The organism is Priestia sp. D51, from assembly GCF_053345675.1.
Genome location: NZ_JBLTIR010000008.1, coordinates 76678 through 90215, shown reverse-complemented (window position 1 = coordinate 90215; position 13538 = coordinate 76678). Strand labels below are relative to the sequence as shown.

Genomic DNA, 13538 nt, shown 5'->3' with positions numbered 1-13538 from the left:
GAACTCACCCTCTTTTCATTAAGCTACACGCCGCACATTTCCATTAAATCGATCTTTCCAGTACTTCGTATTTAAATCCCCCACCGATACGCCTTGTGAACTACTGTCATTAAGAAACTTCCCATCGCCCAGGTATATTCCAACATGGCCATTTATCTTATACGTATCAAAGAAAATGACGTCTCCACGCTTCATTTCACTTGCCTTCACGACTTTACCAAGTTTAACTAAGGTGTCTGTTGTCGTAGCACTTACCGGTCCTAAATCAACTCCTGCTGAACTATAAGCCCATCTCACATAAGAACTACAATCAAATTTACGTGCGTTAATATCACCTTGATTTCGTCCACCACCCCATACATAAGGGCTTTTCCCGACAATAGATGATCCTACCTTAATCGCTTTTTCAATGGCTTCTGAACCTTTTGCAGAACCACCTTTGATTGAAACAGCTTCAACAGACCCACTTGTGTACTCTTTCATAAATCCCATCACTCGTGAAACATACCAACTGGCATGGTTATAAGCAAAAACAGCTTTTTGATAGTTTCCAGAAGCTCCACCATTTGCAGCCAGATAATTCGCTGTTGAATACATGGCATCCGTGACATTATAAGGATCAGCTTTTCCATCTCCATCGCCATCAACACCAAAACCGCCGTATTTTGATATAGCAGCTGGACTCATTAGCGTTTCTTTGGGAATAGAGGCGTCACCCAGCCTCGTTCCTCCTGGAAAAGACCATCCCACCCATGTTTTTACCATGAATTGCGTATGGCCAATGGCCCCAACTGAAGAGGTATTTAAGTCCTGCCCAAAGTTCGTTTCGACGCGGTGAATCGCAGCAATGAGTGTCCAAGGGATATTGTATTTTTCACCTGCTGCTTTATAAATAGGAATATATTCTTTTGGTATCTGACCTTCCCCAACCTTGGATATTTGAATATCTCCGAAATCTACAGCTGTACCGTCTAATTCTGCTACGTCTTCCTGATCTGGTAAAAGGATACCAAACACACTCACCATAGCCATCGCACTCATCACAATGCCTAGCGCTAGTAAAGCTGCGATAATAGCTAGTAAGATTTTAGACTTTCGTTTAGCAGAATGATTCAATTTATGGATGGGCTTAATTCGGTACGTTGACACGAACACCCACCACCCTATATCCGGCCTCTTGCTTTTCAAGTGTGACTAAATACCAATCTTCCTCTTGTTCAGAGTTTCCATCTACGTCGTACACTTCCCCTTGCATGATGACATTCCATTGAATAACATCGGTATTATCATTTGAAACCTCTGTCGTTTCAAGGTTTTTGGGGACAACCTTATCATAAGTAAGCGTACCTCGTTCTTTTTGTTCTTTATAATTTCCATACATGTCCTCTGACATATAAGGCTTAGCTTTTTCAATATGTTCTGAAGGGTTCTTAGCATCAAAACTAGCAAAGGCTTTGACAAACTCTTTTGCGATTTCTTTCGTACTCTGTAAGTCTTCTTTTGTATTTCGTTGTGTCTGATCATAGGGGTTTTTATTGTCTTCTGTAGCCTCTTCTTTCTCTTGTTGCACAGATTCAGAAGAAGGAGCTTGCTTCTCCCCTTGCGAAGAAGCAGGCTTTTCTTTTGAAAGAAAAGAACTAATCATAATGCCCAAAAAGGCAACGATACTTAGAAATACAAGCATTTTCTTTTGTTGAACACTCATGAAAAGCCCTCCCTTTTAATCTTGTTGAGACTGTCGCCTCATTTGTTCAATCTCTTTAGAACGGTCTATATGACTTCCATTTGATTCATTCGCAACAGAAGCTTCTTCTTCCCCTTGCTGAATTTCTTGTCGTGCCTGTTGTTGCCTCATTTGTTTATGAAATTGCTGATGTGTTTTGTCTGTTCGTGGTGGTTTAGGTTGTGCTTTTAACGGTGCTTGCTCTTGGTTGAATTGTTTCGTTGAGACGTCTCCACTAGCTGGGACCAAACGGCGAGAACGTTGAATGGGTGCTTGCTGATTTTCTGAACGCGCCTCTTGTTTACTCATTTGCTCTACAACTTTACTGGATTGAGAAGAACTTGATGTTTGCTGCGGCTGTGCTTTCAATGGTGCATTTTCTTTTACACCCTCTTGTTGAGGTCCTTTAGGCTGTGCCTTCAAAGGTGCATGCTCTTGTTTTTTCTGTTGCCTATCAATCTGATTAGACACAGCTTGATTATGATTTGATGCCTGACCCTTTTTGTGAGGATTAGGAATTACACCCTTTTCAGACGATAAATTATTTTTTCGTTCTTTATCTTGTCGTTTTTTAAACGGCATGACATTTCGTTTGGGTGTATCTTCAATTACGTTCCCGTTGCTATCGATAGGTTTATTTCTTCGTAAAGTAGGTTTATTACTTTGTCGTTCCATCGCTTTTTCCATCTGTTCTCTAGCTCTTGTGTCTGTTGTTCCCCTTTGGCCAGATTTCGAACGTGAATGTACGTTATCGCCTGTATAAAATGGCTCTACGTGCGCATATTGACGTTGTGCATCTCGAAATTTAATGGCATCCACTTTTTGTCTCCAAGCTTGTTGGATTTGTTGCTTCTTTTCTGAATAAATCTTATATCCAAAAAGCTGTTTTTGAAGAGCAAATATGGCTGCAACCACAATCAGAACGGCCACGATGGTTTGAGCATATGCCCAATTATTCTCACTGGCGACTTTATAGGTGATGTTAACAAAACTAAATAATAAAATGAGTAAAACCGTAAGTCCGATACACATAGCCAGGAACCCTACTAACTTACCAACAAATTGTTTGGCAAACCGTTGAAACGTTGGAAAGATGCTAAGAAATAAAACAAATACCCCTGTAATGGCTGTGAGTAAGAAACCTACTCCATATATCTGAATAAACGTGGCTAAATAGCCTACCATCGCTAATATGACAAGTGCCGGAACCCAAATTAACAGAGATAAAACAATCCGTTTATTTGTATGTTCTGGAGCAAAAAGAGAATGATCAGCATTTTGCTTAATAATACCTTTTCTTTGTTGACTTCCCGGTTTTTTACTTAATAACTTTTTGACTGTCTCTTTACCTTTTGTTATCTGTTCTGGTGAAGCATTGTCATCTTTTCCTCCACCAATAACACCGTAATTTGTTGTACCAAACTCTAGTAACAAGTACGGTTTCACAATTAATAAATCGTGCATTAAATTTCGTATTCTTGATACACCATAACGTACAGATGATGTGTCCTTATAGCTTTGTGTAGCTTGATCTCGTTGTCTGTCTTCAATCATTTCTTCTTTTATGGCCTTCTCATCTCCATCACCTAATGAATAGGTAGAAGAAGTTAAAACAGCACCTGAGATATAGTTACGAGCTTGATTTAATTGGCCTAAAAGCTGATCGCTATTCTGTACATAAACGGTAAAAACTGCAGATAAAAGTGCTGCCATAAAGAGCCCCGAAACGGTAGCACGATATTTCTTTTGAGCAAAAGAATAGACCAGCCATCCAGCCACCATAATCATCATAAAACCCATAAACTGGCCAATGCCATACGTTCCACCAGTTTCTGAAATAAATCCTGTAATATACGAAAGCATGCTATCAATGATGTCAAAAGTAAAAGCTTGCTCCATTAAGAAAATCCCAAAATTGACAACTACTAAGTATCCGTACCAAATGCCACTTAAGATTTGTTGTTGAAAAGCTGCAATGTTGTTATAAACTTTTTCATCAACTTTAAAAATGTTAATAGAGTCAAACCATCCTTTATCATCATCTTCTTTTACATATACATCAATGTCGTAGTTCTCCAGAGGAACTTCATCGTATCGAAGTAAAGGTGCATTCGTTTGTGGTAAATTACTTTTTGGCATTAATTCGTCCATGACATTTGGAGCTGCTGCATACGTAGTTACTGGACAAAATGCAGCAAGTACAAAAAAGAATAAAATTAGCTTTAACAGAAATTTTGTTCTCATTTTCATTCTCCTTCTATAGCCTTAGGTTTGAATTTACCTTTCTCCTTACTTGTTAAATTTGATGAATAATATATCTGTGAAGATTTTAATTCTCTATTTCCCTGAATTTTCTTCAAATCAGGGTAGTCAAAAACTTCTATAGGGTAATATCTCTCATTTTTTTTATAGATATGAACTAATAAAGTTCTTGGACTCTTTGTTCCAGCCTCATTTTCTCGCAAAGCTTTATATTTGAATTTATACAAATAGCTTTGTCCCCTTTGTATTGTGTATTCTGCAACGCCATATTCTTCAATTTTTTTATTTTTATACTTGCTATAATCATTAGATATGGATTCCTCTGCTTCTTCTTTTGTGTCATAGATGTGTGGACCCTTTTCTCCTTTAGCTTCATACTCATAAACTTTTAATGCTGCCCCCTGTTCTACAGCATTTGTATATTTTAAAGCTAAATTACAAGGCTCAGTTTGTTCACACGTTTTTAGTTTTGGCTCTGTGGTGGCCTCATCATTTCCACAACTGGCTAACATACCAACAACGGCAATAACCAAAATAAAGGCAAGTATCTTTTTCATATTTAGTCTCCCTCTCTCTAAACCTCTTAAAAGGATTAACCTTCTATACTTGGTTTGCAAGCTCTCTCACGTCCACAGATGTGTCAAAGGCATCAAATAGGTGTTCTTGCAAAATACGAACTTGCATGACACCTGTTCGTTGATGCAAGTCACGATACAGGCAATAACCCGACTGCATTTTAGGCATCATATCTTCTAACCCGGCACTATCTTCTAGTTTCATAAACTCTTGAATCGTTTCAATTTCCTCTGGTATATCCGTACGGAAACAATAGGCCGTACCTATTTGGCCGCGCATACTACTTGGAATATCCATTAGATTTTGAGTCATTAGATAAATGGGTGAAAACAAAGAACGTCCTTCACGGAATAAACGATCAATTAAACGTTCACCTGCTGGGTTTTGGAAGAAGTTCCATGCTTCATCAATGGCCACAACCGTTAATTCATTCTGAAACATCCGTAAAAACTTCATCATGTAGGCCGTTAAACTAAATAAAATGGCGACGGATACAATGTTTGCTTCTGTATATTCTTCTGCAGATGTGCTCTTCTTGGGTAGCTGTAAATTATCAACTTGCAGTACATTGAATTGATTGGCATAATTCAAGACGTTTTCATCATTCATGCGCTTACCGAAAATCAAACGAGCCAGTGACACATCTTCAAATTCTTCTAAAACCGAAGCTAACTCTAAGGCCATTGGACGGTGATCTTCTGGTAACGTGTCATGCTCTTGTACTAAGTTTCGTAACTCATCTTTTACAAATCGGATAGACGGCTCTGCCAATTGACCAACACGCTTCACGGCTTTGGTGACAATCGAGCTTTTGACGCTATCGTTTCGAATGTTGATATTTAACAAGTAATAAATAATCTCTCTTGAAACTTCTACAGCTTCGGCTCGATTATCAAACAAAAGAAACGGATCTAACTTTCCAGCATCTTCATCTTTGGTAGAGAAGGAGATAAAGTTGAGCTCACTTCCCAATTCCGTTAATTTTTCATCCCATTTACAGATGTCCTTACGTTCTGATTTTGGATCCAACAGCAAGACCTTGCCTCCACTCAATGCTGTTTCATAAATATCTCGATTGGCAGCCATGGATTTACCAGAACCTGTTTTCCCTGTATATACCGTGACGAGCGACTGTGTAAGGGCTGCGCCTGATGCAGCAAGACCAGGTAAGACATAAACGGCCGTACCACTCAACGTTCTGCCTGCGTAATAGCCGTATTCATCACCTAACTCTTGTCGGTTTCCAAAGAAGCTAGCTGTGACAGCATTAATGTCTACGTCTTGGATAAACTCCGTTACATAGCGTCTTGAACCTGGTAAGCATTCAAGCAAACTACGTAATTGAAGGCCGTATGTGTTTTGTAAGGTAATGCCCATTCCAGCGTATTCATCAATAAGGTCGTTCACTCGTTGCATTAATTCATCTTTATCAGACGAACTGACCGAGAAGATCGCACTCATTAAGTAGCCACCCTCTCGTTCCTTTTCTACATTGGAGATAATACTTTCAGCATGTGAAATCCCTTGATACACATTTGATCCGGCATCTTCTCCAAATGTATTTAAATGATTGGCTTGATCTTCTAAATTGGATTTCTTGCGACGTAACTTGCGCAACCGTTGATCTGCATCTTGATAGCTCATTTTCAAATTAACACCTACCGCAAAAGGCAGAGACCGTAAGGCTTCTAGCCATCGGGTTTCCGGGAAATGAATCTCTTCGGGCATGCCGACCATATGCAAGAATGCCACGTGGGTTTGATGGTTATAGCCTTTCGCATCGGTTTGATGTAGCGTTAAATATCGACGTGATCGAGGGTTTTCAATGCCTGTTAATTGAAGATTAAGCACGTCTTCCTCCGTTTGAATACGAGCAATAAGCTCTCCTTTTTTATTAAAAATAGGAGTAAAACGATCTTCCCAGTTCTGCCAATTAGGTGGGAACCTTAATCCTATGTTAAAGATCCATGGAATTAACTTTGTCATTCCTTCCGGTGTAACAGGCGTAAATGTGAATGGCAGCCCTTCAAGCAACCGTGTGACCTCTCGATTAGCACGATAAATTCTTCGTAAGCGATCTTCAGTTAAATGAACATGACTATCTCCACGGATTTTGGCAAATTTCGAAGACACCCAATCTTTTAAGGCTTGATACATTTCCTTGTATGTCATATCCTCAGCCTCGTCATCTAGTGTGCTCTTACCTAGTTCAACACCGATATAAAAGTCATAGCGACGCTCTTCCGCGCCTAATTCATCACTTGTTTTAAGATAATTAAAAACAGATTGGATATGAGAGCTTGCTACGACTCGCAAGTTCCCACGAATCATCGATGCATATTTTTCTTGAACATCATCAATGGATTGACGTGTTGGCACAACGATGCATTGAATTTCTCGTTTAATTTCTTTAAATAAGCGCTTCAACTCTGAGAAGTGAGCCATCAACTGGGCTTCTGAATCAAAACTCGTATGGAATCCACTGAATTTAAACCAGCCTTGATCTCGTGCATCCCTTGTTATAACGGTATTTTGCCAAACAGCTATAATGTCGTTTTGGATATCCATTGCCATCACCACTCCTTACATTATTTTCTGTAAATAGGAATCTTGCGCTTATACGTAATCTTTTTGGCTTGCTCTACTTCTTCAAATCGAAAGAGCTCCTTTGGCTCCATGAACGTTTTGAACTTCACCTGCCAATAGCGAATAATATTCATGTTTTCTTTCGTCTGAGAGCCAACGAGATAACCAAAGAACATGGGCGCCGCCATACAAACAACAATGACGCGTGCAATTTTATTAGGAATCAGAGGGGTTAAAGGAACAACGAGAAGAAGACTAAGAAGAAAAAATATAAAGATCACAATGATTTGAGTAACAGTAACAGAAAAGGGAAGCGAAATGCTTTCCCTTCCCTCAGCTAGCCCTCTTACGATATTTGGAATGGCAAAAATTTTGTTTGTACAATATCCGGTAACACGTCTCATGCTTAGACCTCCTTAGGTTGAAAGACCAAAGAATTTTAAAAGGGAATCACCTAGCGATACGATGTTACTTGGACCGTAGATGAAAACACCAATTACCCCGCCGAAGACAACAACCATAAGGGCACCACGGTATTTTTTCATGACCAACGAACCGATGATCGCAAATAGCACGACCCAGATAAACACGGTTTGTAAAACACCCATTACATTGGTGTCACCTTGACTACTAACACCTTGTAAATTAATGTCGCCTAGCATAAATGTGTGTAAGAAGCTTGTAAGCATACTGAATCCCTCCAATGGTTTACTTATTGAATGTCATATGAGACAGGTTTCATGTTTAAAATTTCAAACTTGTCTTGTCCATCCGTTTGGACATTAAATTCATAGCTATGATTACTTTGAATACCTGTAGTCGGCTGTTCTAACTTGACTGAACATCTGACAATGTACCTTCCTTTAGAAGACTTCTCTTCATAGACCGATACCTTATTTAAAGATTTGTAGTTCATTAATCCATTTAACGACTGCGCTTTTTTCGAATCTTTAAAGAAGAATTTGGTTTCATCACTTCGATCTTTTGCTGTATAGGTTTTGAAGAACGATTCTAGAAAGCTTTGAACCTCATGATTGACAACTGAATCCGTATTTTTGTTTTGTTCATTCTCAGAAACCGTGACGCGTTGATTTTCTTTTGGCATATACGGTTGTGGCAGATCAATGACACTATAACCGTTTTTGCCTTCGTAGACTCTCACTAGATAGTAAACGGTAGCCGGCTTCTCTTCTTTCGTTTTCTCTACTTTCTCTTTTCCATCTTTGTCTTTCGATTTCTTCTCCACTTCTTTTGTTGCTGTGACCTGAACTTTTATGGATACATCTGAGATGTGGGCATCTTTTTGTTTAATAGAAACGACGTCACTACTTTCATAACGCTGGCTTCCAGGGAGATTGGCATAATCAATTCCAGCGTCTTTATCTAGACCGGTTGCTAAAAAGCTCTGCAGCGCATCTTCCCTTGCTTTCTGTTTATCCTCTCCTGGCTCAATACTGGTGTACTGACGCATAAACTGAGTAGTGAAGTACTCGACAGCTTTAATATTTTGATTATTTTGACTTTTATCTTCACTCGTACCTTGTTGTTGAGCTGACACTTTATCTTCTAGATCACTAATGGCCAAGTTGTGGCGAAAGGCACTAAAGACGCCTAAAGCTATAATGACTAGACTTAGAACCATGACAGCTCTTCCTATAATGGCTGCTGTTGAGCGTTTCATCGTTGCTCGCTTAATCATCCGTTGTTCTTGTTGCTTTTCTTTTTCATCTCTCTTCAGTAAATTCGGCATATATTTCTTAGACGAACCGACTTTTTCTTTTCCTTTTTCTTTTGGCACCTGTGAAGGGTCAGTAGAAGCAGGCTTCTTTTTCTTCTGCCATTTCTTCATCGTCATTCCTCCTTACTTTTTACCAAAGAACAAGAAGGCTACAATCGCTATGATGATGAGTGTACCTGTCACGCCATAACTTGCTACACTTTGGTTATAGAAAACCGAAAACTGTTCTTTCCCTGTCTCCCAAAGTACGTTCGCTTCTGGGAATGTCCGTAGGATAAAACTTCCTACGAGACAAATTCCAGCGATGTATAGAAGGGTTTTAAATAAACTACGAACCACTAGACGTTCCCTCCTTACAACCCTCTTTTTACCTCTATTGATTCACTGAATACATAGTGATAAATATCTCCAAAGGCGTCTTTTTGTACGTCTTCAATGTTTGCTGTCAAAACAGGGATTTTGATATGTGACCGTTCTTGACTTGGAATGCTTAAGATATCACGCATGGTCTTTTTCGTGTTTGTTTGATTTCCAGCAACAAACAAGACTCGCCAATCTAAAACAGGTTCTTCAAAGCCCACATAAAGATCATACTTTTCGAGCGTTTCTTTTCCACGTTTCAAAAAGTCGTTATACCTTTGGATCTTTTGAATGGTATTTTGTCGCTTGGCTACACTACGTTCTAGTTCAATAAACAAGCCAATATTTTGCTCGCTATCTGCTTCTCCCACAACCAATACGCCGTCAGGTTTGATGACCTCTGACTTGCTCTTTCCATATTGGAAGGTCCCTCTTGCTTCTGGAATCCATTCCTTAACGGCTAGCCCTACTTCTTCTGCTTGTTTTCTGTAGGATAAAACTAAACGATTTAACATTAATTGATGTTGGTACCAGGCAGGTACGTCTGTTGACCATTTTTTCTGCCATTTCGAGAACCCTTGCAATTCCTGTACGTTCTCTACGCCAAACGCATCCAGTGTATATAGATTCCCTGGCTTTTCATAGCCTGGCATGGGAACGGTAAAGCTCTTAAGGTACTTGGATTCTTCCAGCAATCGCAAGCGCTGCATCACGTATTTTCGGTCTGCGTAATTCGTTAAAATATGATCCACAATAAAGTTTGAATCAATGTAGATGAAGTCATGTAACTTAATCAATAAATCTGTGTCTTGTTCATTCAGGGTGATATATTTTTTCATGTTGTTTCCCCTCTCTCCTTTGTCTGTAAGAGAAACGTTACGTTCGTGAGCCATTAATCTATTTTTCTATCTCTGTTTATAGTAAAACGCTTACTCCACTCTTCTCCTGCCATCTCTACTCATTCTTTTCTGAAGGTTTTTTCTTTCGTAGTGACACAATGGGCTGTGGTTCCATTGGTAAATCTTCTATTTTTTCCTTTAAAGGTCTCACGTCAGGTTCCATCGATGTAGAATCCATTTCTGGAACATGTTCTTTCTCCTCTGAAACAGGCTCGACAGCTGCAGCCGTTTCATTCATTCCTTGCGCTTCTTCTTTCGTGATAGAATTCTTCCACGAAAGGGTAAGCATCGGCTTGAAAGGCGCATGGACTACTGGTTTTTCTTGTTCTGGCTGTTTTCTCTGTTTTTTTGAAAGGGTAATCGTTGCAAAAGAATCTTTTTGATATTCATTCTCTTGCTTCACACCCTCTTTTTGACTTGGTTTAACTTCACCAATAGATTCTGCAGCAATGCCTTTTAGTGACTCAACCTTTGAATCCGTTTTCTTTTCTAAGGAAACCGGCGCCTCTGGCTGCGCTCGCAACGGAGCCTTTGGTTTCTTGGGCTGTAATTTCTTCACTTGTTTCGGCTCATACGTTTCACCTTGTAAATAAGCCCGAATCATAACATCAACTTCAGATTGATGATGGCCATTTTTTGATGATAACTCGTTTACTTTGGCTTTTGTCCAAGCATCCGCCTTCGCTTCTTCCGTTGCATGTTTGTATCGTGCTTTTTGTCCATTCGGCATATATCGATCTAACGGAGGTAACTTGGCCACACATTGCACAATCTCATCCACACCATTTACATTATCTTGTGTACGAATGACCGTTACTAGGTCAGGCAAGTTTCGAAAATACGATTCCGAAAAAAGAGGCTGATCTTTTTTGGTGCCTTGAACACTGAACATTTTACTGGCTGCGGCTGCCCCTTCAGCCCCTTGTCGACAAACAAAGAAATTCCCTTGAACTTCTGTTAGGGCATTTTTGAGTTCTTGGTCTAGTTGATGCATAGACTGTGTACCAATTCCCAGCGACAATCCTTTTTGACGTTGTTCCGCAATGATACGAGGCAGAATCGTCATTTTCTCTAGTCTGGCAGCTTCATCAAACACGAATTGATGCATTAAAGGATTGGGAGTCCTTGTATCAGCCACTCGGTAATACAAGTAGGTGAGAAACCCACCAATTAACCCGGTTTCTTCTTCGCTTAATCCACTAAAGTCATAAAAGATAATATGACCTTGATTCATCCATTCTCGAATAGGAAGAGTAAATTCTTTTTGGCCAAACATCCGACGTAGTAATGGGTTGGCTGAGAAGGTGTCTAAGCGATTAAATAATGCAATGCGACTAGCATCAATTAGATCTTCTGCTTCGTTCTCCCAAAAATCCAATACGTCATATGCTTCAACATTATCCTCTAGACGGTTCAAAATCCGTTTTCTGAACGTAAAATCATTCACTAATGGTTTTACACCCAAAATCGTATGTTGACCTTCTACATCCAATACAAGCGTTTTAATACAGTTCACCAAAAGACGTTCCGTTTGTTTCGCTACTTGGAAGTTTTCACCGATAATCCGCATGACGATTTGTGTGACTCGTTCAGGTGATTCACCTGGAAAACGATGAAGTAAGTTTAAAGCTGGTGGATATTCCGTATCTTTAAAAGAGATCCAATGAACTTTATCCCAGTTAATGGTCGCCCCATCATATTCAGCTTTCAGCATTTGATTTAATAAAATCATGGCCGTGTTTCTGGCAGGATCACCAAACGAGAAACCAGGTGATGTTTTGTTTTCCATGCCTTGCTTAATAAATTGATGAACATAACTCATCAACACATTATTGAGTAGAGTGGATTTTCCCGAACCCGTCACCCCCAGCAAGGACCAATGCTTCTGAAGAACACTCATTAAAATCCTTATGGTCCGATCTTTCACAAACGGATGATATTGTACACCGAAATCGACAGACCCTTCTTCATGACTCAAAAGATGGTCTGGAAGAAGTTCTTCACCACGTTTCGAGTGTGGGACTTCTTTTGCGAGCTTTTGCATAATCGTTCGTTCATCAAAGTGTGGTAAATGAAGAAGATTCGCAAGCTCTCCACCCGTCCATGTCATCCGATACGGACTCATAGTCGGATACCATTGAACAGCCTTTTTCCACTTCTTGTACTTCAATTCATTCACATGATGTAAGACGGAATTAATCGCGTTGGCCATACTTTTTACCACAGGTACACCAGGGTAATATTCAGACGCTATGGACACTGTACAGTCAAAGGCTACTTCATTGCCTGAATAACGATGTTTCAAGCCCACTAATTCCTCTTTATCAAATGCAGACTGATCTCTGAAAGGTCTATCCCCTTTTAAGTCCTTTTCAAGCTTCTGGATAGCTTTTCGAAGCTTCCATCCATCATTAGGTGTGAACCCTACTTGTAACCATGTACCAGGCTTCATATGCGAAATGATACCTGGAAGTTGATCTGACTTATACCGCGAAAGAGGAAGTGACTTTTTCAAATTATTGCTTTTCAATTTCAATCGTCCACCCACTGCCTTCTTTTCTGGGAATTCTAGGTCATCTGCCGGAAAGAACGTTAAATTTGGATAGACACTCTGAAAATTGGATTTAATGGCTTCTAACTGATTCTTTTCAGCTCCCATATAGAAACGGTATTGAATCCCTGCAGATTCATCTACTACGTGGTGGATGAGAAATGAAAAGCGTTCCTTCCCAAGAAAGATCCTTTCAATCCATCTACGCTTTGTTCCGTGGATGCGTCTCATTAATTGCCCTAGCATTTCTTTCGACACGCCATCATCTGCATGTGGCAGCAATTGAACATATTCAAACTGTCGTTGAATGCGACAGACAGCACATATCCACCGGATCACGAGAAATAACAGCAATAAAGCCAGTAGTAGTTGAATGCCATGAATAAAGAGTGTGAGCCAATGCTGAATGATTTCTGGACGATATGGCAAAAGAGACAAAAGCCATTCTTTCTTCCAAATACCAATGCCAGCCAAACCAAGAACAGCAATCCCTATCCCCTGCCGTGGATGTTCAATCAATTGGTCCAGGATATCGTCAAAGATGGTCGATTGTTTTTTAGATGATTTTTGGTTTATTTTGTTTCCCCTCCTTACGAAGAGAGGAAGGAAAAGAGCTATGAAGTTTTCAAGGAACGAGGTTCATAGGGTGTTCGTTTCCGAGTTGTAGTGAAGTACGTTTCTAGGGTGAAGTGCATCGGTTCGTATGGTTGCCAGCATGTGTAAGGCCATGTTGGTTTGACGCTAGGTGCGCCCGCCGCCAATACGAATGACTGATACAAATAAAAATAGGAGTACTAGTAGGACTTCTCCCATCGGTACATGATTACTAGCGTAATCAATGTT

The 13538-nt window shown here is 39.8% G+C and carries 11 protein-coding genes; all 11 read right to left on the bottom strand.

Features of this window, described 5'->3' with window-relative positions; all coding sequences use genetic code 11:
• Positions 1-18 precede the first annotated feature (18 nt).
• The 11 genes from ACNHOZ_RS24170 to ACNHOZ_RS24120 all read right to left on the bottom strand — a co-directional run bounded on the left by ACNHOZ_RS24170 (position 19) and on the right by ACNHOZ_RS24120 (position 13214).
• On the bottom strand, positions 19-1149 hold the full coding sequence (locus ACNHOZ_RS24170; protein ID WP_447697321.1) for a bifunctional lytic transglycosylase/C40 family peptidase: 1131 nt from the start codon (positions 1147-1149) through the stop codon (positions 19-21).
• On the bottom strand, positions 1130-1705 hold the full coding sequence (locus ACNHOZ_RS24165; protein ID WP_447697320.1) for a hypothetical protein: 576 nt from the start codon (positions 1703-1705) through the stop codon (positions 1130-1132). The genes ACNHOZ_RS24170 and ACNHOZ_RS24165 overlap by 20 nt, the downstream gene beginning before the upstream one ends.
• Positions 1706-1720: 15 nt before the next feature.
• Positions 1721-3967: an MFS transporter gene (locus ACNHOZ_RS24160; RefSeq protein WP_447697319.1), complete on the bottom strand. Its 2247-nt coding sequence runs from the start codon at positions 3965-3967 to the stop codon at positions 1721-1723.
• Between the two features lie 2 nt (positions 3968-3969).
• Positions 3970-4542: a hypothetical protein gene (locus tag ACNHOZ_RS24155; RefSeq protein WP_447697318.1), complete on the bottom strand. Its 573-nt coding sequence runs from the start codon at positions 4540-4542 to the stop codon at positions 3970-3972.
• A 43-nt stretch (positions 4543-4585) separates the two neighbouring features.
• Positions 4586-7129 carry an ATP-binding protein gene (locus ACNHOZ_RS24150; protein ID WP_447697317.1) on the bottom strand — a complete coding sequence of 848 codons (2544 nt, stop codon included), beginning with the start codon at positions 7127-7129 and terminating at the stop codon, positions 4586-4588.
• A gap of 20 nt (positions 7130-7149) precedes the next feature.
• Positions 7150-7551 (bottom strand): hypothetical protein, encoded by a 402-nt coding sequence (locus ACNHOZ_RS24145; RefSeq protein ID WP_447697316.1) that lies wholly within the window; start codon positions 7549-7551, stop codon positions 7150-7152.
• A gap of 12 nt (positions 7552-7563) precedes the next feature.
• A complete protein-coding gene (locus tag ACNHOZ_RS24140; RefSeq protein ID WP_142326367.1) occupies positions 7564-7851 on the bottom strand; it encodes a hypothetical protein in 288 nt (95 codons plus the stop codon).
• A gap of 8 nt (positions 7852-7859) precedes the next feature.
• A complete protein-coding gene (locus ACNHOZ_RS24135) occupies positions 7860-8996 on the bottom strand; it encodes a conjugal transfer protein (RefSeq protein ID WP_447697315.1) in 1137 nt (378 codons plus the stop codon).
• A 12-nt stretch (positions 8997-9008) separates the two neighbouring features.
• On the bottom strand, positions 9009-9224 hold the full coding sequence (locus tag ACNHOZ_RS24130; RefSeq protein ID WP_025753473.1) for a hypothetical protein: 216 nt from the start codon (positions 9222-9224) through the stop codon (positions 9009-9011).
• 14 nt (positions 9225-9238) lie between these two features.
• The gene (locus tag ACNHOZ_RS24125) at positions 9239-10084 is read right to left on the bottom strand and encodes a replication-relaxation family protein (RefSeq protein WP_272816276.1); all 846 of its coding nucleotides are present in this window, start codon (positions 10082-10084) and stop codon (positions 9239-9241) included.
• Positions 10085-10199: 115 nt separating this feature from the next.
• Entirely contained in the window at positions 10200-13214 is a 3015-nt protein-coding gene (locus ACNHOZ_RS24120; protein WP_447697314.1) for a TraM recognition domain-containing protein, read from the bottom strand.
• Positions 13215-13538: the final 324 nt, after the last annotated feature.